Origin of the sequence: Nocardia sp. CA-145437, from assembly GCF_050956485.1 — a bacterium.
Lineage (GTDB): Bacteria > Actinomycetota > Actinomycetes > Mycobacteriales > Mycobacteriaceae > Nocardia.
Genome location: NZ_CP191204.1, coordinates 5,380,562 through 5,403,136 on the forward strand (window position 1 = coordinate 5,380,562; position 22,575 = coordinate 5,403,136).

Annotated in this window: 20 protein-coding genes; 9 read left to right on the forward strand and 11 right to left on the reverse strand. The window is 68.8% G+C overall.

The window, feature by feature from the left end:
* Positions 1-23 precede the first annotated feature (23 nt).
* Positions 24-1,631 (forward strand): flavin-containing monooxygenase, encoded by a 1,608-nt coding sequence (locus ACQPYY_RS25085; RefSeq protein WP_433591215.1) that lies wholly within the window; start codon positions 24-26, stop codon positions 1,629-1,631.
* A 52-nt stretch (positions 1,632-1,683) separates the two neighbouring features.
* Here ACQPYY_RS25085 and ACQPYY_RS25090 read toward each other — a convergent pair whose 3' ends face one another.
* Positions 1,684-2,664 (reverse strand): alpha/beta hydrolase, encoded by a 981-nt coding sequence (locus tag ACQPYY_RS25090; RefSeq protein ID WP_433591216.1) that lies wholly within the window; start codon positions 2,662-2,664, stop codon positions 1,684-1,686.
* A 112-nt stretch (positions 2,665-2,776) separates the two neighbouring features.
* On the reverse strand, positions 2,777-3,748 hold the full coding sequence (locus ACQPYY_RS25095) for an alpha/beta hydrolase (protein WP_433594727.1): 972 nt from the start codon (positions 3,746-3,748) through the stop codon (positions 2,777-2,779).
* Positions 3,749-3,980: 232 nt separating this feature from the next.
* On the opposite strand from ACQPYY_RS25095, the gene ACQPYY_RS25100 reads away from it, so the two are divergent.
* Positions 3,981-5,369: a serine hydrolase domain-containing protein gene (locus tag ACQPYY_RS25100; RefSeq protein WP_433591217.1), complete on the forward strand. Its 1,389-nt coding sequence runs from the start codon at positions 3,981-3,983 to the stop codon at positions 5,367-5,369.
* A gap of 41 nt (positions 5,370-5,410) precedes the next feature.
* On the opposite strand, the gene ACQPYY_RS25105 is transcribed toward ACQPYY_RS25100, so the two are convergent.
* Complete coding sequence (locus ACQPYY_RS25105; protein WP_433591218.1) at positions 5,411-8,551, reverse strand: BTAD domain-containing putative transcriptional regulator; 3,141 nt, start codon at positions 8,549-8,551, stop codon at positions 5,411-5,413.
* A 114-nt stretch (positions 8,552-8,665) separates the two neighbouring features.
* Between ACQPYY_RS25105 and ACQPYY_RS25110 the strand changes: the two genes are divergently transcribed.
* The 5 genes from ACQPYY_RS25110 to ACQPYY_RS25130 all read left to right on the forward strand — a co-directional run bounded on the left by ACQPYY_RS25110 (position 8,666) and on the right by ACQPYY_RS25130 (position 13,414).
* The gene (locus ACQPYY_RS25110) at positions 8,666-9,076 is read left to right on the forward strand and encodes a PaaI family thioesterase (RefSeq protein WP_433591219.1); all 411 of its coding nucleotides are present in this window, start codon (positions 8,666-8,668) and stop codon (positions 9,074-9,076) included.
* A gap of 88 nt (positions 9,077-9,164) precedes the next feature.
* On the forward strand, positions 9,165-9,404 hold the full coding sequence (locus ACQPYY_RS25115) for a hypothetical protein (protein WP_379095122.1): 240 nt from the start codon (positions 9,165-9,167) through the stop codon (positions 9,402-9,404).
* Positions 9,405-9,688: 284 nt separating this feature from the next.
* A complete protein-coding gene (locus ACQPYY_RS25120) occupies positions 9,689-10,918 on the forward strand; it encodes a hypothetical protein (RefSeq protein WP_433591220.1) in 1,230 nt (409 codons plus the stop codon).
* A 55-nt stretch (positions 10,919-10,973) separates the two neighbouring features.
* A complete protein-coding gene (locus ACQPYY_RS25125) occupies positions 10,974-12,197 on the forward strand; it encodes an AAA family ATPase (protein ID WP_433591221.1) in 1,224 nt (407 codons plus the stop codon).
* Positions 12,194-13,414 (forward strand): vWA domain-containing protein, encoded by a 1,221-nt coding sequence (locus ACQPYY_RS25130; protein ID WP_433591222.1) that lies wholly within the window; start codon positions 12,194-12,196, stop codon positions 13,412-13,414. Before ACQPYY_RS25125 ends, ACQPYY_RS25130 begins: the two co-directional genes overlap by 4 nt.
* 47 nt (positions 13,415-13,461) lie before the next feature.
* Here ACQPYY_RS25130 and ACQPYY_RS25135 read toward each other — a convergent pair whose 3' ends face one another.
* The 5 genes from ACQPYY_RS25135 to ACQPYY_RS25155 all read right to left on the reverse strand — a co-directional run bounded on the left by ACQPYY_RS25135 (position 13,462) and on the right by ACQPYY_RS25155 (position 17,666).
* Positions 13,462-14,175: a cation transporter gene (locus ACQPYY_RS25135; RefSeq protein WP_433591223.1), complete on the reverse strand. Its 714-nt coding sequence runs from the start codon at positions 14,173-14,175 to the stop codon at positions 13,462-13,464.
* Positions 14,175-14,504 carry an ArsR/SmtB family transcription factor gene (locus tag ACQPYY_RS25140; RefSeq protein WP_357278432.1) on the reverse strand — a complete coding sequence of 110 codons (330 nt, stop codon included), beginning with the start codon at positions 14,502-14,504 and terminating at the stop codon, positions 14,175-14,177. The genes ACQPYY_RS25135 and ACQPYY_RS25140 overlap by 1 nt, the downstream gene beginning before the upstream one ends.
* 93 nt (positions 14,505-14,597) lie before the next feature.
* Positions 14,598-16,040, reverse strand: a complete 1,443-nt coding sequence (locus ACQPYY_RS25145) for an MFS transporter (RefSeq protein ID WP_433591224.1) — start codon at positions 16,038-16,040, stop codon at positions 14,598-14,600.
* Positions 16,041-16,253: 213 nt separating this feature from the next.
* On the reverse strand, positions 16,254-16,898 hold the full coding sequence (locus ACQPYY_RS25150) for a TetR/AcrR family transcriptional regulator (RefSeq protein ID WP_433591225.1): 645 nt from the start codon (positions 16,896-16,898) through the stop codon (positions 16,254-16,256).
* Positions 16,899-16,964: 66 nt separating this feature from the next.
* A complete protein-coding gene (locus tag ACQPYY_RS25155) occupies positions 16,965-17,666 on the reverse strand; it encodes an SGNH/GDSL hydrolase family protein (protein WP_433591226.1) in 702 nt (233 codons plus the stop codon).
* Positions 17,667-17,870: 204 nt separating this feature from the next.
* Here ACQPYY_RS25155 and ACQPYY_RS25160 point away from each other — a divergent pair, with 204 nt between their 5' ends.
* Positions 17,871-18,104, forward strand: a complete 234-nt coding sequence (locus tag ACQPYY_RS25160) for a hypothetical protein (protein ID WP_379095100.1) — start codon at positions 17,871-17,873, stop codon at positions 18,102-18,104.
* Positions 18,105-18,286: 182 nt separating this feature from the next.
* Here the strand turns inward: ACQPYY_RS25160 and ACQPYY_RS25165 are convergent, their stop codons facing one another.
* On the reverse strand, positions 18,287-18,922 hold the full coding sequence (locus ACQPYY_RS25165; protein ID WP_433591227.1) for a TetR family transcriptional regulator: 636 nt from the start codon (positions 18,920-18,922) through the stop codon (positions 18,287-18,289).
* A 37-nt stretch (positions 18,923-18,959) separates the two neighbouring features.
* Positions 18,960-19,943, reverse strand: a complete 984-nt coding sequence (locus ACQPYY_RS25170) for an alpha/beta fold hydrolase (RefSeq protein WP_433591228.1) — start codon at positions 19,941-19,943, stop codon at positions 18,960-18,962.
* 175 nt (positions 19,944-20,118) lie between these two features.
* Between ACQPYY_RS25170 and ACQPYY_RS25175 the strand changes: the two genes are divergently transcribed.
* Positions 20,119-21,510, forward strand: a complete 1,392-nt coding sequence (locus tag ACQPYY_RS25175; RefSeq protein WP_433591229.1) for an FAD-binding oxidoreductase — start codon at positions 20,119-20,121, stop codon at positions 21,508-21,510.
* A gap of 89 nt (positions 21,511-21,599) precedes the next feature.
* Here the strand turns inward: ACQPYY_RS25175 and ACQPYY_RS25180 are convergent, their stop codons facing one another.
* Complete coding sequence (locus tag ACQPYY_RS25180; protein ID WP_433594728.1) at positions 21,600-22,319, reverse strand: MspA family porin; 720 nt, start codon at positions 22,317-22,319, stop codon at positions 21,600-21,602.
* Between the last annotated feature and the right edge of the window lie 256 nt (positions 22,320-22,575).

The following is a 22,575-nucleotide window of genomic DNA, read 5'->3' on the forward strand; positions in this document are numbered from 1 at the left end:
ACGAATAGTGAGAGGTCGCGCGCATGCATCCCGAGCAGGGCAGCCCATTCGATGTCATCATCATCGGGGCCGGATTCGCCGGACTGTACGGCGTCCACCAGGCGGCGAAGGCCGGATTGAACGTGCTCGGCTTGGAGGCCGGCGAGGGCGTGGGCGGCACCTGGTTCTGGAACCGCTACCCCGGCGCGCGCTGTGACGTGGAGAGCGTCGACTACTCGTACTCCTTCGACGAGGACCTGCAGCAGAGCTGGACCTGGACCGAGCGGTTCGCCGCGCAGCCGGAGATCCTCGACTACATCAACCACGTGGCCGACCGCTTCGAACTGAAGCGCCACTACCGCTTCGGCCAGCGCGTGATCGGCGCGAGCTTCGACGACGCCGCCGCCGTCTGGACGGTGCGCACCGAGCGCGGCGACGAATTCCGGTCGCAGTTCGTGATTTTCGCGACCGGCTGCCTGTCCGCGCCGATCAAGCCGAACATCCCGGGCATCGAATCCTTCGCGGGCGAGGAGCTGTTCACCGCGCAGTGGCCCGAGCAGGGCGTGTCCTTCGAGGGCAAGCGGGTCGGCGTGATCGGCACCGGTTCCTCGGGAATCCAGGTGTCGCCGATCATCGCGCGGGAGGCGCAGGCGCTCACCGTGTTCCAGCGTTCGGCCAACTTCAGCGTCCCGGTCCCGAACCGCCCGTGGACCGAGGAGGAGCAGACCGATATCCGCGCCACCTACCGGCAGCGTCGCGAGAAGTCCTACTACGCGGGCGCGGCCACCCCGCACGCCTCGTTGGAGACCAAGGCCCTGGAGATGAGCGCCGAGGATCGGGCCACGGCCATGGAGGACCGCTGGAACGGCGGCGGCGTGCTGTTCAACAAGGTCTTCCCGGACCAGAACAGCGATATCCGCGCCAATGAGCTGGTGCGCGAGTTCGCGGTCGCGAAGATCCGCGCCAAGGTCGACGATCAGGCCGTCGCCGACGACCTGATCCCCAGCGACCACCCGATCGGCACCAAGCGCATCTGCACCGACTCGGGCTATTACGAGATGTTCAACCGCCCCAATGTGTCGCTGGTGAACCTGCGTCGCGAGGCGATCGAGGAGGTCACCCCGACCGGTATCCGCACCGCGGACCAGTTCATCGAGCTCGACACCCTGGTCTACGCCACCGGTTTCGACGCCATGACCGGCGCGCTGCTGCGCATCGACCTGCACGGCGCGGGCGACGCCCGCCTGGGCGACCTGTGGGCCGACGGCCCGGTCACCTACCTGGGCTTCGGCATCCCCGGCTTCCCGAACATGTTCAGCATCAACAGTGTCGGCACCCCGTCGGTGATGGCGAACATGGTGCTGCACTCGGAGCAGCAGCTGGACTGGGTGCTGGCGCTGGTGCAGCACTGCCGCGCCAACGGCATCCGCACCGCGGAGGCGCGGTCGGAAGCGGCGGTCAAGTGGACCGATCACCTGCTGGAGGTCGCCGAGGGCACGCTGTTCGTGAAGGCCAACTCCTGGTACATGGGCGCGAACGTGGAGGGCAAGAAGCGCGTGTTCATGCCCTACATCGGCGGTTTCGGCAACTACCGCCGCTACTGCGACGACGAGCGCGACAACGGCTACCCGAACTTCGAGCTGACGGCGTAATCGACCGCGGAGACCGGCTTGCTTCCCTGGGGGGCAAGCCGGTTTCGCTGTTTCAGGCGGGCAGTCCCAGCCCGGCCGCCAGCACCGGCCACGACTGCTTCACCGCTTCCTGCCAGTAGCCCCAGGAGTGGGTGCCGGTGAGCGTGAAGAAGCAGGTGGCGGGAATGCCGAGCCACTCGAGCCGGGCCGCGAGATGGTGGCTGCAGTAGTCGGTGGCGGCTTCGATGCTGCCCCCGAGGGTCAGCTGGTCGATCCAGCCGTCGAGGCCGGGCAGGGTGTGCGGGCCGCCCGGGAGATCCCATCGGCCCGGCAGCCCGGATCCGCTGGAGAGGAACAGATTCAGGCCGCGCAGCTGATCGGCGTGCAGGAAGGGATCGTTGGCCGCCCACTCGGGATCCCCCGCGGGCCCGTACATGTTCTCCGGGTCACCGCCGCCCTTCTCCACCACGGTGCTCACGAAATGATGGCCCAGCGGGTCGCTGATCTGGGCGCAGCCGCTGTAGGACGCGACCGATCGATACAGCCCGGGTGCGGCGATGGCCAGTTGCAGCACCGAGGTGCCGGCCATGGACAGGCCCGCGATCGCGTTGCGCCCGTTGCCGTTCAGTTCGCGGTCCACGACCGGCGGCAGCTCCTGGGTGAGGAAGGTCCGCCATTTGTTCACGCCCAGAACGGGATCGGGCTCGCGCCAGTCGGTGTAGTAGGTGTAGTCGCCGCCGATCGGCGCCACCACGGTGACGTTCTTTCCGGCCAGGAAGTCCATCGCGTCGGTCGCGGTCTGCCAGCTCACCGCGCCGGCGCCGCCGCCCGCGCCGCCGAGCAGGTAGAGCACCGGGACGGGCTGCGAGGTGTCGGCGGCGCGATGCACTTCGACCTGGATGTCGCGGCCCATGGCGTCGGAATGGACCCACAGTGTCTGGAGGCGCGCGTCGGCGGTGTCGGGTTCGGCGGTGGCGGTGCCCGCGGCGGTCGTGAGCAGGAGGGTTGCGGCCACTGCGGATAGTGCGCTGACCAGGGCATTTGTCGATCGCACGGTGTCTCCTTCGGCGATGGAACTATGCCTGAGGGTACGATTCCGCGCCGCCGGTCAGGGCCGGATTCCACCCCCCGGTGACCGCACTGTGGCCGTCCCGCGACCACCCCGATCAGGCGGGCAGGCCCAGACCGGATGCCAGGACCGGCCACGACTTCTTCAGCGCGTCCTCCCAGTACCCCCAGGAGTGGGTGCCGGTGGGCGTGAAGTCGTAGGTGGCCGGAATGCCGAGGCCGTCGAGCTTGACCTTCAGATTGTGGGTGCAGTAATTGGTGGCGGCCTCGAGCCCGCCGCCGAGGGCGAGCTGGTTGATCAGGCCGCCCGCGCCGGGCAGGGTGTGCGGGCCGTCGAGGGTATCCCATTCGCCTGGCATGCCGGATCCGCTGGAGATGAACAGGTCCAGGCCGCGTAGCTGATCGGCGTGCAGGTAGGGATCATTGGCGGCCCATTCCGGATCGCCTTGGGGGCCATACATGTTCTTGCTGTCACCGCCGCCCGCGGCGACGACCATCTTGACGAAGTTGTAGCCGAGCGGATCGCTGATCTGGGCGCAACCGCTGTAGGCGGCCACCGATTTGTACAGGCCCGGCGCGGCGATGGGCAGCTGCAACACCGAGGTGCCCGCCATGGACAGACCCGCGATGGCATTGCGCCCGTTGGTGTTCAAGGCGGCGTCGATGAGCGGGGGCAGCTCCTGGGTGAGGAAGGTCGTCCACTTGTTCACGCCCAGTGTGGGATCCGGGTCACGCCAGTCGGTGTAGTAGCTGAACGCGCCGCCGACCGGCTGCACCACATTGACGTTCTTGTCGGACAGGAAGTTCAGGACGTCGGTGCGTTTGCGCCAGGTCGCGGTGTCGGCGCCGCCGCCCGCGCCATTGAGCAGGTACAGCACCGGGGTGGGCCCCGAGGTGTCGGCGGCTCGTTGCACGTCGACCTGGATGTTCTTGTCCATGGCGGCCGAATAGACCTGCAATGTCAGGTTCCGCGCATCGGTGGGCTTGCTGGAGGCGATGCGGGAGCCGTCGGTGGAGGCCCCGGCGTAGTCCACCGCGGCCGGGTCGGCCCAGGCGGCACCCGCGGCCATTGGTAGCAGAACGGTTGCGGTCAAGGCGAGTACTCCACTGCCCCAGATCTTCGTTGAACGCACGCTTTCTCCTTCGGCAGTGTTTTCCAGCTTGTTACGACTCAGCGCCTCACCTTGCCGATCTCGTCTAAGTAATTGCTGGCTCGAAACTGAGCGGCGGCTGAGAACCCCGGTCAGCGGCTGTCAGAGCACTGTCGGTGAGCTGTCAGCGCCGGTCGGCATCGTCATGGACATGACACAGACCACCACTTCCGACGCCGCTCTGACCGCTTTCGTCGAGGCCACCGCCGCGCGGTACGACATGCCGGGCATCGCCGTCGGTATCTGGACGGGCGGCCGTGAGATCCACGCCACGGTCGGCGTGACCAGCATCGAGAACCCGGTTCCGGTGACCGCACACACCGTGTTCGCGATCGGCTCGACCTCCAAGACCTTCACCGCCACCGCGCTGCTGCGCCTGGTCGCCGACGGCCGGGTCGACCTCGACGCCCCGGTCCGCGCCTACGTTCCCGAGCTCGATCTGCTCGACGAGCACGCCGCGGCCACAGTCACCGTCGCGCAGCTGCTCAACCACACCGCCGGGTTCGAGTGGAACCTGATCAACAACACCGGCGAGGGTGAGGACGGGCTGGCCGCGTTCGTGGCGTCGCTGGCCGAGCTGCCGCTGCTCGCCGCGCCCGGTGAGCGCGCGTCCTACAGTCAGGCCGGTTTCAACCTGCTGGGCCGCGTCATCGAGAACGTGACCGGCGAGCCGTTCGAAAAGGTCGTCGCCGACACTGTTTTCGCGCCGGTCGGGCTGACCGAGAGCCACTACTTCCAGGGCGACATCATGACCCGCCGTTTCGCGGCCGGGCACGAACGCCGGCAGGACGGGACCCTCGAGGTGGCGAGGGTCTGGAAGGGGACCCGCGCCAACAATCCCGGCGGCGGCATCGGCGCCACGGTGTCGGATCTGTTGCGCTGGGGCCGATTCCACCTCGGCGACGGCCGCGGCGCGCACGGTGAGACCGTGCTGCCCGCCGACCTGCTGCGCGCCATGCGGGAGCCGACCGTCACGCTGCGCAACAGCACCCTGGCCGACGCGTTCGGCCTGTGCTGGATGCTGCGCGACGTGGACGGGGTCCGCATGGCCGGGCACGGCGGTTCCGGGTTCGGCCAGTTCGCGGACTTCCAGGTGGTGCCGGAGCGCGATTTCGCGATCGTGGTGCTCTCCAATGCCGGCCCGGACGGTATTCCGGCCAACCAGGCCACCGTCCGCTGGGCGTTGGAGCACTACCTGGGCGTGGTCGACCGGGACCCGGTGCCGGTGCCGTTCGACGCCACCCGCGTCGAGGAGCTGTCGGGCGTGTACGACATCGACGCCATGACCATGACCTGCTACGCCGAGGGCGATCAGCTGTACCTGGACTGCAAGGTCAAGCCGGAGATCCGGGCCGCCGGGGGCGCGGAGATCCCGCAGGATCACCCGCCGTTCCCGTTCGGCATCCTGCCGGGCGACGGGGACGAATATGTGATCACCGCGGGGTCTTTCGAGGGTCAGCGCGGATTCTTCAGCCGGGACGCCGACGGGCAGATCTCCGGCGTGGATCTGGCCGGGCGACTGTTCGGCAGGGTGTCCTGAACGGCATGCATCGACAGCGCCGGGTCGGCGCTGTCGTCGCGTCAGCCCACAGCTCGCGTCAAGCGGCCCAAGGCTTCCGGCCTGGACAGATCGGCTCCGAGTCGGTACGCGCGGCGGTACGCGTCCTCGCCGAGACGCTCGGTGAGGGTGGCGACGAGAGTGGCCAGCTCGGGTTCTCCGTGATCGAAGACGCCGCGGATGACCTCGCTGAGACCGAGGGCCGTGGCGGCCGCTGTCGGATCGTCCTCCAGGAGAAGAAGTTTCGCGACGAGTTCGGCGGCCTGAGCCTGCGCGTGCGCGGTCAGAGCGGAATCGCCGTGGACGAACGAGCCTTCGACCACCTGTGGGAGGAGAGCACGAGCGGACTCGACATCCGACCCCGAGAGGTGATTCCGCAGCCGCGCGACCGCTATCTGGTTGGCTGCCATGGACTCCGGGTAGGGCAGGTGGCGAATCCGCTGTTCGACCTGATCCAGATCGCGACCGGACCGATCGAGATCACCTGTGCGGCGATGCAATTCGGCGCTGATGAACAGGATCACCGCGCCCAGCCGAGCCAGGCCCTGGTCGGCGGCGAGTCGTTGCGCGGCCTCGATATCGCGGGCCGCCTCGGCGAGTTCACCGCCGCGCATTCGTTCTTCCGCGAGGGCGGTGCGAGCGGCGGCGATATCGTCCTCGGTCCCGAGTTCGGATGCCAGGGTGACCGCGCGGGCGTAGTCGGCGAGGGCCCGATCATGCTCGCCCGCCACCGCGTGGGCGCGTCCGTCCGCGAGCAGGGCCATGCCCAGGCCCCAGCGATCACCGACGATCTCGTAGCCCCGCAATGCTTCTCGCCGGGCCTCGACGCCTTCCGAGAGCCGCCCCTCCCCGGTCAGCGCGATGTCGCGGGCGAACTGCGCACTGGCCCGCACCCACGGATCCGGCCAGGTCATGGCCTGCTTCAGCTGTCGTTCGGCGAGCTTCTCGTCCTCGGCGCGGGCGGCCAGCAATGCGGTCCACAGCGGTACGGCGGGATGGAATTCCAGCCCACCGGCTGCCACGCATTCCTCGATCAGGCTCGGCAGCGTGCTTCCGGCGGGCGGGGCTCCGGCCATCAGGGCGATGACCCGGAACGCGGCGCGCGCCGATTCCGGCAGCTGGTCCGCGAGGCTCAGGATTCCGGCCAGCGAGCTCTCGAACTGGGTGCTCATCCCCCGGATCCCCCAGTACCAGAACAGGGCCCGTACCAGACGCGACGCGATCTCCGGCGACGCCGGTTCCCCCAGCGCGGTGCGCAGCGCGGCGGCCAGGTTGGCGTGTTCGGCGTCGAAAAGGGCAATGGCGGCGAGCTGTTCGGTGCCGCGCAGGTGAGGTTCGGCCTGCTCGGCGAGGGTCAGGTAGTAGTCGGTGAACGGCTCGGTGAGGTGGTCGAGTGAGGAAGCGAGCCGGTCGGCGGCGTAGGCGCGGATGGTCTCCAGCATGCGATAGCGCGGCGGATCGTCGGAGCTGACGGTGACGAGGGACTTCTCGACCAGGGCGTCCAGGAGGTAGAGCAGGTCGTCGGCCAGGAGTTCCTCGTCGCCGCAGACGATCTCGACGGCTTCGGCGGTCGCCCCGCCGGGGAACGCGGAAAGCCTGCGAGCGAGGATCCTTTCGGGTTCTTCGAGGAGGTCCCAGCTCCATTCGACCAGGGCGAGCAGGGTGCGCTGCCGGGGCAGGGCGGTGCGGCTGCCGGAGGTGAGCAGCCGGAAGCGGTCGCCGAGCCGCCGGGCCACCTGGTCGACGTTCATGGCGCGCAGTTTCGCGGCGGCCAGTTCCAGGGCTAGCGGAAGGCCGTCGAGTCGGCGGCAGATCTCCACCACCGGCGCGACGGTGTCGTCGTCGAGTGTGAAGCCGGGACGGATGGCGGCGGCGCGTTCGACGAAGAGCCGCACCGACGAGGAGCGTTGGGCCGCAGTGGCATCCGCTGCCTCGGCAGGGACCTCGAGCGGCCCCAGGTGGCACAGCGTCTCGCCGGTGATGGCGAGGGGTTCACGGCTGGTGGCGAGCACCCGCAGTTGCGGCAGCCGGTCCAGCAGTGTCTCGGCGAGCCCGGCGGCGGCCGCGATGACATGCTCGCAGTTGTCGAGCACCAGCACGGCGGGGCCGACGTCGAGGAGTTCGATCAGCCGACCGGCTTTGCCGGGACGTTCGGCGGCGTCACTGTCGAGAGCGCCCGCGACGGCGTCGGCGAGCTGGTCGGGTGCGCCCAGTTCGGCCAGCGGGACGAAGAACACCGCGCCGGCCCCGGGCCGGTCCATGGCCTCGAGCGCGAGGCGGGTCTTGCCCGCGCCGCCGGGTCCCACGATGGTGACCAGTCGTGAATCCGCCAGCAGCCCGGCCACTTCCGCGATCTCGGCTTCGCGGCCGACGAATCCGGTGAGGCGGGCCGGGAGCTTCCGGGTCGCGGCTTCTCGTCGCGGGGGCGGACTTTCGAGTTCGCCGCGCAGCAGGGCCAGGTGGGTTTCGCGCAGGATCGCCGACGGGTCGATGCCCAGTTCCTCGTCGAGCCGGGCCCGCGTCTCCTCGTAGGCCGCCAGCGCGTCGGACTGCCGTCCGGCCGCGGCCAGGGCCCGCATGCGCAGGGCGGCGAGCCGTTCGCCGAGCGGATTGTCGGAGGCCGCGACCTCGAGGTCGGTGAGCACCTCGGCGTGGCGGCCCAACCGCAGTTCGGCCTCGAAGCGGTCCTCGAGGGCGGCGGCCCGCAGATCGTCGAGCCGGGTCGCGGCGGGCTGGGCGTAGGGGGCGTCGAGAACATCGCCGAGAGCGGGCCCGCGCCACAGCGCGAGGGCCTCGCCCAGCAGGCGGGCGGCCGGTTCGGCACGGCCCGCGGCCAGTTCCTGCCGTCCGCGCCGCACCAGATCCTCGAACCGATCGGCATCCACGCTCACCCCGGGCAGCCGGTAGCCGCCGGGCCCGAATTCGACGGCGCCCACCTCGCGCAGGGCCTTGCGCAGCCGCGACACCAGCGCCTGCAGCGCGCCCGACGCCTCGGCGGGCGGCTCCTCACCCCAGAGTCCGTCGACGAGCGCGGCGACGGGCACATCGCGCCCCGACTCCAGCGCCAATCGCGCCGCCAGCATTCGCACCCGGACGCCGGGGATCTCGACCCGGGTCCCGTCCTCCGCATGGACCCGAACCGGTCCGAGCACACTCACCTGCACCCGGCGAGTCTTCCAGACACACCGGCCCGGCACCGGTCTCCGATCGCGGCGGGGCACAGCCGATTACCCCGGAGGTAATCGACTCCGGGCGCCGCGCCGGGCACAGTCGATCCCATGACCGATATCTCCGACGATCCGATCGGCCCCCAGTTGTTCGCCACCATGCCGTTCACCGAGGGCCTCGGCGTGCAGGTTCTCGACTGCGGCCCGGAACTCGTGCGCAGCCGGCTGGCCTGGCGCGAGAACCTGTGCACGCTGGGTGGTTCCATGCACGGCGGCGCGTTGATGGCGCTGGCCGACGCCACCGCGGCGGTGTGCGCGTACCTGAATCTTCCGGCGGGCAAGCAGGGTACGACCACCGTGGAGTCGAAGACGAACTTCGTGCGCGCCCTGCGGTCCGGTCACGCCACCGCCACCGCCACGCCGCTGCACGCCGGCCGGAGCTTCATCGTCGTGGAGACCGAGATCCGCGATGACGCGGGCGCTCTCGTCGCCAAGGTGACGCAGACCCAGGCGGTGCTCTGACCCGGCTCTCACGCGATGCCCCCAAAGTTGCGGTCGTTCCAATCGGAACGACCGCAACTACTGTTCGTCCCGTCGAAAGGGACCTTCAGTGAACCGATTCATCGCCGCAGCCTCCACCAGCGCACTTCTCGCCCTCGGCCCGCTGGCCGCCACCGCCTCCGCGGCGCCCGAGCCCGCCGCGACGCCCGTCGCCGACAGCGGCTCCGCCTCGGGCTCGGGCACTGTGGCCGGCCTCGGCCTCCAGATGCTGTTGTGCCAGCTCAAGGGCGGCACCATGACCAGCTCCGCCGCCGAAACCGCGCCCCCGTCCCACTGCACCGTCCTCTGATCCCCCGAGCGGATGCCGACCACCCTCGATCCGGCCAGGTGGCCCGGATCGAGTCTGGGCGTTATGATCTGCTCGATGACTACTCATTCCCATCAAGGATTGGGGGTTTCGTTCGCTTGTGGTGAGTGCTGATGCACCCATCCACCGCGAACGGGACAACTTCCCGACATTCATTCTGGCTGCGCGTGCGGGAGTTCGCCGTGCCGCCCTCCATGATCGAGACCGCTACCGCTCGGCGACGCGTCGGCGATTGGGCTGGGGCTTGTGCCGCAGCGGGTTTCGATGTGGATATCGATCTGCGGGCCGTAGCCCGCGTGCACGGGCGCGGACTGGCCGCTCGAGTGCGAGACGATCTGCGAAGTCTGGCACCGGATCTGCTGCGCTGGCATCTGCCGCGGGTCGCTCCTGACGGATTGCTGCGGCCCGGGCTGACGATGTCGCTGGCCCGGTACGGCGGCAACGAGTACGGAAATGGTTGCGGCGGAGCCGGTTCGGTTCATCTGGTGGCGCGGACCGCGCCCGCGTGGGCGGATGCCGGTCAACGGGTGAACCTCGCACTGTGGGACGGATCCTGTGACCGGGACGTCGGCACATTGCATCCGCACCCCCGGCCGGACCGGCGGTATCGGCTGGATCTTCATCGCCACCTGTGGGACTCCCGCCGCAGCGACGAGCTCCGAATACGTTCCGGGGCAGCGCGACTCGACAGCCCGGGTGACATCGAGAGCCAACTCTCAGGTGCGGCCCCGCCCGGTTGCGCCGTGGACCGGTGGTCCGACGAGGCCGGGATCCTGCTGCGCGCCGAACGGAGTGCGGACGGCCGGGTTCTCGTACGGGCCGGGGTGCGGCGGCGGATCGTCCTCGAATTGCCTTCGCACGCAGGCGATCCTCCCGACGTGCGAATCGCCGAGCGATATCCGCGTGGCGAGATGTCCGGGCTACCTGTGCTGCCCGATGCCGCGACCTGGGTGCTGCCCGATCTGGAGCTGATGCGCGCGGGTGCGATCACGGCCGATCGGCTGCATCCACTGGTCGCCTCGGCACTGGACCCGGGCCATTCGAGGTCCGAAACCTCCGGTGGCGCAGCTCAGGACGGCCGGACACTGGTGGTGGAGTGCCGTGGCGAGCTGCATCGGGTGGCACTCGTGGACGGGGTGCTGGCTGCCCTGGATCACGATCCCGCCGAGGTCCGGCGAGAAGAGTTGCTGGTCGCGCTGACCGGAACTCCCCTGCCCTGTCTCCAGGCGATCGACCGGGCCCACCGGCGACCGGACTGGCTGTCCGATGTCCGGGAACGGTTGATGCACGGCGACACGGCCGGTGCGCTGACCGTTGTCGAGCGCGCTCTGGGTCCCGACGCGTTGTTGCGCGAGGGCGCGCTGCGCGACGAGCTGGAGTCGGCCGCGCGCCAGCGGATCACCTACGGCCTGTTCCGATCCGGTCTGGCCAAGCCGTTCCCGTGCATGCCCCGGCCGAAGCACCGAGCCCATCCGCGAAACGCGACCTTCCGCTGATCCCGCGATCGTCGCGTCTCTTCCCATTCCTCCGAACTCCCAAGGTGATTCACGCATGTCCTCTGAAGCCCACTCCGATTCCCAACTCGCCATCGCGGGCGACCTGCTGACCCTGCTGGGCGATGTCGCCACCGAGCCCCGGCCCAATCTCCAGCTCGAAGCCCTCACCCTGGCCGTGGCCGCCGACCTGCCGGTCCTCCTGTGGGGCGAGCCGGGCATCGGCAAAACCGCCGCCCTGAACCAACTCTCGGACGCTCTCGACCTCCCCCTGACCACGGTGATCGCCAGCGTGCACGAACCGTCGGACTTCTCCGGCCTGCCGATCATCGGCGACGATCCCGCCACCCAGGGAGTCCCCATGGCCCCGCCGGAGTGGGCCGTCCGCCTGGTGCGCGCGGGGCGCGGCCTGCTGTTCCTGGACGAGCTGTCCACCGCGCCGCCCGCCGTCCAGGCCGCGCTGCTCCGCCTGGTGCTGGAACGCCGGATCGGCACCCTGCGACTGCCGCCGGGCGTCCGTATCGTGGCCGCCGCCAACCCGCGTTCCTCGGCGGCCGACGGCTGGGAGTTGAGCCCGCCGCTGGCCAACCGATTCGTGCACCTGAACTGGGTGCACGACCACGAGGTGGTGGTGCGCGGTCTCGGCGGGACCTGGCCGTACGCGACGCTGCCCACGCTCGATCCCGAAAAGTTCCCGGAGGCTGTGGATTTCGCCCGTCGCGCGGTGTGCGGCCTGCTCGCGGGCCGCCCGAAGCTCGTGCACCAGCTGCCCAGTAGCGAGGCTCGCCGTGGCGGCGCGTGGCCGTCCCCGCGCAGCTGGGAGATGACGGTGCGGCTCATCGCCTTCGCCACCGCCGCGGGCGCGAGTCGCGACGTGCTGTCTCTGCTGGTCCGCGGCTCGGTCGGCGACGGCCCCGGCTTCGAGCTGCTCACCAGTATCGACCGCATGGATCTCCCCGACCCCGAGCTGCTGCTCGCCGATCCCGACGCCGCCGAACTGCCGACCCGCGGCGATCTGCGTCAGGCCGCTCTCGACGCCGTGGTGGCGGCCGTGCGCGGCCGCCGCACCAAGGCACGGTGGGACGCCGCCTGGGTGCTGCTGGCGAAGGCCGCCGAAACCGGCGCACCCGACCTGGTGGTCGTCCCCGCCACCACCCTCGCGAGTGTGCGCCACGAAACCTGGGACGTCCCCGCCTCGATCGAACGCCTCACCGGCATGGTCTCGGTCTCCCAGGGCGCGGACCGCGCGGCCGCCCGCATCACCGCGCAGGTGGGCCGATGACCCCGATCCTGGACTCCGAGAAGCTCTTCGCCGCCCGCCTGCTGGCCGTCCGCGCTCGCCCGTACCTCGCCACGGCCCTCTACGCCCTGAACATCGTCGAATCCCGCCGCGTCCCCACCATGGCCGTCGACCGCTGCTGGCGCTGCTACGTCTCCCCCGCCTTCGTCGACCACACCCCTGTCGAGAACCTGGCTTCGATTCTCGTGCACGAGGTTTCCCATCTGCTCCGCGACCACCACGGTCGCAGCGATCGATTCGCGCAGGCCCACAACCTGTCCGGCCCCGCCGAACGCCTCCGCATGAACATCGCCGCCGACGCCGAGATCAACGACGACGCGTTCGGTGACGGCCTGATCCAGCCCGAGGACGCGGTCACCCCCGCCACCCTCGGCCTCTCCTCGGGCGAGCTGATGGAGGACTACCTCCACCAATTCCGGCTCACCGTCACCACCCAGCACCTGGCCTGGCTCGACTGCGGCAGCGGCGCCGACGGCCTCGACCGGGAGTGGGACCTGGGCCCCGACGGCGCCGACGTCCTCACCGAACAACAACGCGACGCCGTCAAATTCCGTGTCGCCCAAGGCATCGTCGGCCGGCCCGGCGATGCCCCCGAAGGCTGGCGCCGCTGGGCCGACCGCGCCCTGCACCCACCCCAGCCCTGGCGAGACCTCCTCGGCGCGGCCCTCCGCTCCGCCGCCTCCGCCCCCGGCCTCGGCGAAACCCACACCTACTCGCGGCCTTCCCGCCGCGCCACCGCCCTCCCCCGAACCATCCTCCCGACCCTGCGCCGAACCCCACCCCACGTCACCGTCATCATCGACACGTCAGCCTCGGTGAGCGACACCGAACTGGGCAGCGCCCTCCTCGAAACCACCGCCATAGCCCGCACTCTCGGCGGCCGCAAAGACCTCCTCACCGTCATCTCCTGCGACGCCGCCGCCCACATCGCGGGCCCCTTCTGCCACTCCGAGAGCATCCCCCTGATCGGCGGCGGAGGCACCGACCTCTGTACAGGTTTCGCCAAAGCCGCACGCGCCCAACCCCGCCCGGACGTCCTGGTGGTCCTCACCGACGGCCAAACCCCCTGGCCCACGCACCGCCCGTCCGCCCGAACCGTGGTCGGCCTCTTCCGCCGACCCATCACCTGGACCGACGACGACACGGGTTACATCCCCGACCAGCCCCCATCCTGGGCCCGTGTCGTCGAGATCGGCTGACATTCGCGGCAACGACACGGTCGAACAACGCCGCCGCGCCATCGGATTCAGTGCTCGCGGCAGCCGCAATCACGGTCCGCCGCTCGGGCGCCCGCTCCGAGCGCGGTCGGCGACGGGCAGCAGGTGTCACCGCGCCACGCGTTGACACCTTCCCGTACCGCGATGGCGGCGATGACGAGAGCGGCGATCGGGTCGGCCCACGACCAGCCGAACACACTGTTGACCACCAGTCCGACCAGCAGCACCGCGGACAGGTAGGTACAGAGCAGCGTCTGCTTCGAATCGGCCACCGCGGAGGCCGACCCGAGTTCCCGCCCGGCCCGGCGCTGCGCCCACGACAGCACCGGCATCACAACCAGACTCACCGCCGCCAGCGCGATACCGATCGGTGAATGCCGAGCCTCCCCGGCACCGGCCAGCCCGCGCACCGAGTCGACCGTGACGTACGCGGCCAGCGCGAAGAACGAGAACGCGATGATCCGCAGCGCGGTCCGCTCCCGTCGCTCCGGATCCCGGCCCGCGAACTGCCACGCGACCGCCGCGGCCGAGGACACTTCGATCACCGAGTCCAGCCCGAATCCGATCAGCGCCGTCGACGACGCCCGAGTGCCCTCACTCAGCGCGATGAGCGCCTCGACCACGTTGTAACCGATGGTCGCCGCCACGAACCAGCGAATCCGGCTCGCCAGCACCGCCCGCCGCTCCGGCGATGGCCCCACCACCGACGACGGCAGCGACGGCATCCCCAGTGACGCCGACATCAGCAGCACCCTTCGGCCTCGGCCGCCGCACAACACGCGGGGTCGACCGCGAGCACCAGCCCGGTCAGATCATCGAGCGCCCGCCCGATCCGCGCATCCGCCAGCTCATACCGTGACCGCCGCCCCTCCGGCACCGCGACGACGAGTCCGCAACCCCGCAGGCACGCAAGATGATTCGACAGAATCTGACGCGACACCCCGATCCGCTCCGCCAGCTCGGACGGATAACCCGGTTCCCGCCGCAAGCTCAACAGAATCTGGGTCCGCGTCGGATCCGACAGGGCATGCCCGAACCGGGCGAGCGCATCACGGTGCAGCAGAGTGTCCACCCTCTGACAGTACATAAGAATCTGTATTCAGAAAATGATGAACCTTCCCGCGGGAGAGCCGGCCCAGCTTCAGATCGCGTTCCGGAACCGCGGTCAGGACACACGACCTACGGAGTCGAGGCGTCGTCGCGCCGTGATCCCCAGCGCGGTGAACACGCTGAGCAGCGCCACCGCCGCGATCGCCCACCACGAGTGCCTGAACCCGTTCAGCGCGTCGTTCCCCGAGGCGGTGAGCGTGCCGAGCAGGGCGACCAGCATGGCGACGCCGAGGACATAGCCGAGCTGGCGGCTGGTGTTCACGATGCCGCTGCCGGTCGAGACCTGGGCGGGCGGGAGATCCACCGTGGCGGACGCCAGCAGGCTGGGCAACGAGAAGCCGACACCCACACCGATGATCAACCAACCGGGCAGCAGCTGGGTCAGGTAGTCGACCTCGGTCCGGGCGCTCACGGCCAAGGCCACCGCACCCACACCGACCAACGAATTACCCAGAGCCACCAGGTAACCGGCCGACCAGCCGCGCCCGGCCAGGCGCTGCCCCACCGCGGCGAACACCGGCACCATCAGCGGGCCGGGAGCCACCGCCAGACCGGTGGCCAGGGCGCTGTAACCCGCGCCGCCCTCGAGTCGTAGCACGACGCTGGGCAGCACCGCGCCGAAGGCGGTGCAGAACAGCAGGGCGGTCACATTGGCCCAGAAGAAGGTTCGAACCTTCATCAAGCTCGGATCGACGATGGGCGACGCATGGGTGAGCACCCGGGCGATCGCGAGCGCCGCGGCAACGGCGGCCGCCGCGAAGGCGATGAGCGTCGAACTCCCCGACCAACCCCACTCCTGCCCCTTCACCAGCGCGAGCGCCAGCGCGCCGAGACCGATCGCCAGGATCAGCGCTCCGAACAGGTCCGGAATCCGGGTCACCGTCACGTCTTCGGTCTCCGGCAGCAGTGCGACGGCCCCGATCAGCGCGATCACGCCCACCGGCACGTTGACGAGGAACACCCACTGCCACGACAGCTTCACCAGCGCACCGCCGACGACCGGCCCGACCGCGGCGGCCAGAGAGGTCGAGGTGGCCCAGATCTTCACCGCGCCCGCCCGGCGTTCGGCCGGAAGAGCCGTGAGGAGCAGCCCCAGGCTGGTCGGTGTCAGCAGGGCCGCGCCGACCGCCTGCAACACCCGGAATCCGACCAGCCACCACAGCGTCGGACCGACAGCGCACGCCACGCTCGCGAGCGTGAAAACCGTGAGCCCGACCAGGAATCCGCGCTTGCGGCCGAAACGATCGGCCAGCCGGCCGGCCGGAATGAGCAGAGCCGCGTACCCGATGGTGTACGCGTTGAGGATCCAACTCAGATTCGACAGCGTCGAGCCCGGATAGCCCTCACCGATCGCCTTGAAGGCGACGTTGACGATGAATGTGTCGAGCATCGCCATGAACGCCGCCGAGCACAGCACCAACAGGATGAGATTCGAACGGTCGCGTACCTGGGGCTGCGTCTCCGGGGCAGCGGACACGATCTGACTTGATTCCACCATAGTTAGCCACCGTAGGGGCTGACTACCGTGAGATCAAGTCAGACGAAGGCATCGTGCTTGCCGCGCCGGATCAGCTGCAGCGCTGGGGCTTTCGACTGGGATCGAGACCGGGACGGCGGGTTGCGCCATCTCGGACCGATGCGCTGGGCATCCATGTCCTGCCGATTGCGGACACGACGAAGCGCCGGTACATCGCATGCACAGGTTGGCCCATTACTTTTCGGCGGGCACCAGGAAATGCTCGACGACACGGTGGATCTTGCCCTCGACGGTCTGGTCACCGAGGCGCATGGAAGTGTTCGCCGTCCGCAGCACGGCGTCTAGCTGGAACGCGGCGAGATCGGTATCCAGGTGCGCGATTTCGCCTCGTTCGACGGCGCACGCCAATTCCGCGGACAGCACGTCCACCCATTCCTGCTGATACTGCGCGAGCTTGTCGCGCAACACGCCGGGGCGGCTGTCGTACAGAGCGAGATTCGCCGCCTGGAAACAGCCACCCTCGAACAAGGGCTGTTCGGCATAGGCGATCCAGCGTTCGATCAATGCGCGAAAGCGTTCCACGCCACGTGATTTCGCATTCGCCGGGCGAATCACGAAGTCGATGAACATGCGGCGGGCATGCTCGATGGTGGCCAGCTGCAGAGCTTCCTTGGTCCGGAAGAGGGTCTGAATACCGGCCTTGCTGAGCCCCACTTCGGCGGCGAGCCGCCCGAAGCTCAGCGCCTCGAGATTGTCCAGCGATGCCATGTCCACGGCGTGAGCGAGGACGGCCTGCCTGGTCCGAGCGCCGCGCAGGAGTCGCTTGTCGGTGATCTCACCGACAGCGTCCGATGCCGTGGCACCCACGGCCGGCGTCATCGAACTAGACATACATCCGATCGTACGTTACCTACCTGCCCCGCCGGAGCGGTCCCACGCCCAGACCTAGGACGCGGCCTCCACCCGGAACGCCAGTTCGCGCACCATGATCGTCGACAGGATCGCCTGACCCGAGGTCGAGAAGTGAATCTTGTCCTCGCTCAACAGATTCGGGCGATCGTTGAGTGGATGATCCTCGGAATCGGCCAGCACCGCGTCGAACTCGGCGGCCAGCTTCCGGGTGATGTCATTGAGCCTGGTGAGCCGCTCGGTCCAATCCGCGAAGACCGGGATCACGAATGCCCGCCCCAGGGTGAACACCGCGAGCTGAGCGCCGGTGCCCGCGGCGAACCGATACATCTCACGCAGTCCCGCCTCGATCCGCTCCCAGTCGGGACTGCGGCGCACGATGTCGTTCGCACCGCTGTTCACATGCAGCAGGTCGGGCTTGAAGTCCAGGATCCGACGCCCCTGCCCCTCGAGCGCCTGCGCGGTCGTGGCCCCGACGCGGGCCGTATTGAGGTAGGCCAGATCCGGATTCACCATCCGGAGCACGCGTTCGACCCGCGCGGGCCATCCCAGGTTCGCATAACCGGGCGTCGGATCACCCGCACCGACCGACAGGCTGTCTCCGAGCACGGCATAGCGGCGCCACGGTGCGCCGAAGAGCAATGCGGCGAGGTCGGTCGGCGCGAGAACGTGAGGGTCGGTCTCCTCGGTGAGAGGCTGCGCAATCGTCGTCATGAAACTAAGCATACGGTCGACCATTTACATTCTCAACGGATGCGGAGACGCCCCATCCGCGACTTCTCCTGAGCGACACGCGCGGAGTGATACCGCGAAAATCGCACCTTGCGTGGCGGCAACCCGTCCTCCGGACCGGGTGCGTCACGACTCCCCGAGCCCCTGGTGAGGCGCACATAAGCTGGAACCAGGGACACCGAACCGGCCCCGCGGAGTAGCGTGCGGTCCATGAGCGCATGCGAGGTTTGCGGTAACGATTACGCCATGCCGATCGTCGTCGAAGCTCAGGGAGTGCGGCACGTCTTCGACTGCTTCGAATGTGCGATCCACCGCATGGCACCCATCTGCGAGCACTGCAACGTCAAGATCATCGGTCACGGCGTGGAGTCGGAGGGCCGATTCTTCTGCTGCGTGCACTGCGCCGTATCCGAGGGTGCCATAGGCCTGGTCGACCACATCTGAAAGCCGGCACACCAGCGGCCGAACGCCCTTGCGGCGCTTCGGCATTCCGGGCTGCGCACCGCGACTGCGGTGGGGCGGGCGGGGCTCGAACCCGCATGTAGGCCCCGGGCCAAGGTGCCGTTGCACCGCCGCGCACAAGCTTGGGCCGGCCGCGTTCGCGATCCCAATCGCCGATCGGCCGGTCAGCGCAGCATGCGTTCGGCACCGCCGATGAGAAAGGACACCAGGTCCTCATAGAAGTCGATGAGCTCCACATCGCTCATCTTCGGGCTGCTGGACCACAGATCCACGCGGCTGAGCGACTGCAGAAAACTCATCACCGCGATCGGCCAGCGCTGCGCGATCCGTTCGTCGGGCGTATCGGGCAGCGCGCGGCCGAGCTGGGCTCGCAGCCGCTGGGCAAGCTCGTCCTGCGGGGTGTCGGCGATCGCCGGCCGGGTGTAGTCGCGGGACACGTCCACGACGATCTTGGTCCAGCGGATACCCCGAACCCGATGTGCGAGTAGCAATTCCAGGTACGGATCGGTCAGCGCCCGCACGACCGCCTCGAGGTCGGGCGCGGGGCCGGCCTCGAGGCGGTCGATCCGCTGCGAAATCGACTCCACCACCGCGGAACCCAGGTCCAGCAGCACCGCGGACAGCAGGTCTTCCTTGGTGCCGAAGTGGTAGTTCACCGCAGCAGCACCCTGTCCGGCGGCGGCATTGATCGCGCGGACCGACACGGCGTCGACGCCGTAGTCGGCGAAGAGCTTTTCCGCGGTGCGGATCAGGTGCGCCCGGGTGGCATCACCCTGCCGGTTCGGCAGCACGCGATTCATGCCGGCCAGGCTACCCGCCCCGATGGGACGGGCCTGCTCAGAAATGGCGGTCGAGCCATTCGACGATCATCGCGGTCGTGGTGTCCGGATCCTCCAGCTGCGTCCAGTGGCCGGTGTCGATGATCCGGCGCTCGAACGTCTCGAAGTACTGCAGCAGGTTGTTGCTGAGCATCGGGTGGCAGATCGGGTCGCGGCGTGCCGCGATCATCAGCGCGGGCACGTCCACCTGCGGCACGCCGTCCGGGAAACGCTCGGTATGCACTTCCCAGTTCCGGAGGATGCTCCGGTACCAGTTCAGGCCGCCACGGAAACCGCTGCGCGCGTACGCATTCGCGTAGTATTGCAGCTCCTCCGGGCTCATGACGACCTCGCCCGGCCACGTCGACTCGTCGTCGTGCAGCCAGTGGATGTACGACATCGACTCCGGATCGTGCTGTCCCGAGCGCGACAGGTTTGTCCCGTTGCCGGTGTCGCGGCGCATGAAGAACCGGAACGTGGCCGCGGGGTCCTTGTCGAGCAGATCCTCGCACTCCCGTGTCTGGAAGTACGCCACGTAGTTTCGCGGTCCGTACACCTGCTCGTAGAGCTCGATCGGATTGTGCTCCGAGAACCCGAACGGGGTGTTCAGCGTGATCACGCCGGCGACCGAATCGGGCCGCAGGTACGGCATCGACCACGACACCATGCCGCCGAAGTCGTGACCGACCACGACGGCCTTCTCATAACCGGCGTCCTTGATCAGCGCCGCCACATCCGCCGTGGTTTCGGCGATGCTGTACTGACGGGGATCCTCCGGCCCGGTCGACTGACCGTAGCCGCGCATATCGGGTGCCAGGACGTGGAATCCGGCGTCCGCGATGGGCTGCAGCTGGTGCCGCCACGAGGCCGCCAGCTCCGGAAAGCCATGGCAGAGAACGACGCACACGTCGCGGGTGATCTTCTCCGGCACCACCTCGAAGACCGCGAGGCGGGCCCCGTCGGTGTCGACGAACCGCGGTTCCGGGAGGAATACGTCAGACATTTGCAATCGCCTTTGCAGACTCGAGGCCACGTGGGAAACCCACGATTGTGACGGTTCATTTCAGCTTCTTGATCATTCGATCGAGAAGTGACGGCCGGAAGCGACCGTCCCACTCAACGGATGAACTTCCACTCGAGGCCCGGAACGGATGTCCTGTGCGGCCTATGGTGCTGGCATGAGCGCAGCCGTCGATGGGCCGGATCTGATCGCCGCTCTGGGCGACGAGATCCCGAGGGATCGCTTCGTCACCGACCCCGACATCGTCGACCGATACCAGCACGACGAGGCAGCGTGGGCGCCCTACCACGATGCCCTCGCGGTGCTGCGCGCCCGATCGGCGGCCGAGGTCCAGGCGCTGGTGCGGCACTGCCGGCGGCACGGCATCCCCGTCGTACCCCGCGGTGCGGGAACCGGACTCTCGGGCGGCGCCAACGCCGTGCCGGGATGCGTGATCGTGTCGCTGGAGCAGATGACGGCGGTCAAGCGGATCGACCGGCTCGAGCGGATCGCGGTCGTCGAGCCGGGCGTCGTCAACGATGACCTGCGGGCGGAGTGCGCCACCGAGGGGCTCTGGTATCCGCCGGATCCGGCCAGTTCGCCGTGGTCGACCATCGGCGGCAACGTCGCGACCAACGCCGGCGGCATCTGCTGCGTCAAATACGGCGTCACCCGCGACTATGTCCTCGGTGTCGAGGTCGTCACCGGTACCGGCGAGCTGGTTCGGTTGGGTCGGCAGACCGCGAAAGGCGTTGCCGGATATGACCTCGCCGGGCTGATGGTCGGATCCGAGGGCACGCTCGGCATCATCACGGAGATCACCGTGAAGCTGCGTCCGCTACAGCAACAGCAGCGGACGATCGCCGGCTACTTCGACTCCCTGGTCGACGCCGGAAAGGCCATCCGGGCCGTCGCCGACGCGGGATTGACGCCGTCCGCGCTGGAGCTCGTCGACAAAAGGTGCCTGCAGGCCGTCGATGACTGGAAGCAGATGGGCATCTCGGCCGAGGCGAACGTGGTGCTGCTCGGCCGCATCGACACCCCCGGCGCCGTCGGTGACGACGAGGCCGAACGGATGGTGCGGTCCTTCACCGAGGGCGGGGCGACGTGGGCGGCGGCGTCCACCGATCAGACCGAGGCCGACGCGTTGTTCGCAGCGCGACGCCTCGCCTACCCGGCGATGGAGCGCCTCGGCCCGGTGCTGACCGAGGACATCTGCGTACCGAAAAAGCATGTGCCGGACATGCTGGCGAGGATCGAACAGATCGGCGACGCGCATGAGGTGGTCATCGCGAACATAGCGCATGCCGGCGACGGCAACCTGCACCCGCTGCTGATCGTCCCGCCCGACGACGACGCGCAGCGCATCCGCGCGCAGGCTGCGTTCGACGACATCATCACGGCGGGGCTGGAATTCGGCGGCACGGTCACCGGCGAGCACGGCGTTGGGCTGTTGAAGATGCCCGGCCTCCGGCAGGAGCTGTCCCCCGCGGTCCTCGACATGCACCGTGCGGTCAAGACCGCGCTGGACCCCGACGGGATTCTCAACCCCGGCAAAATCTTCCGGTAGGTACGCCGGCGCTGCGCTGCCGTTCCGCCCCCGCGGACCGGTGTTCCGGATTCGCTGACCCCCAACCCTTCTCGAAGCGGCTCCGGGCCTCAGAAGGTGAACTGATCGCCGTAGGCGGTGGTCTGTACAACCCCCCGCACGGTACCCACCGTGGCCGTAACGAAGGGGACGGCCGACACCGGCGAGGCGCATTGGGCGACATTCAACGCGGCGTTGTCGAAAGAGATGCGGTACGGGAACACGGTGGTGTCGTCCAGGGCCGACGTCGCCGTTGTCGCGACGGTGACCTGGCCGGGCCCCAACGTGGCCGTCAAGACCTCTATCAGACCCAGTACTCCACCGACACTGGGTCCGAGGTCGATGCTGGGTGGACTGGCACTGGTTGGGGTGGCAGTGGTCGTGGTTGGGGTGGTGGTGGTGGTCGTGGTGGTCGTAGTGGTCGTGGTTGTCGTGGTTGTAGGGGTCGTCGTGGTGGTTGGGGCAGCGGCTGGGCCGGTAGTGGTTATGGCGAAGCCGACCGGGCGGGTACTGGGTGGGATGGCGCTGGGGGTGATGACGGAAGCGATGGACGTAGTCGGCACGGGAGTGGCCGTCGCGATCGGCGCGCTGACAGGGCTCGCAGGGATCACTGTCGGGGCAAGGGCGCCGACCAAGCCTTGATTGGGCTCAACTCCGACGGTGAAGCCGCCGGCCACAGCGATCCCGCAGCCCAGGATGAACCCTGCGACGGCCTGACCGGACGTGATCGGGCCACCCTCCACATTGACCGAGTAATCGCCGGACAGCTGCGCGGCATGCGCGAACGTCATGAGGAAATTCGGAGTCCGGTTACCGGGCAGATTCACCCCGACGCTGTCGACGGATGCCGTCAGATGAACTCCCGAACCGGTTACCTCCGAGCCGAGCGGCTGGGCTCGGCCCAGGTTGGTACCCCAGACCCACACGCCCAGGGTTGCCACGGCCGTGCCCGCCGCGGCGACGATTAGTAGACGCCGCAAACCTGGATCCTTTCTCGAAGATGTGCGCTAGCGCTTCTTCCAAAGTCCGATATCACAGGAACACCGC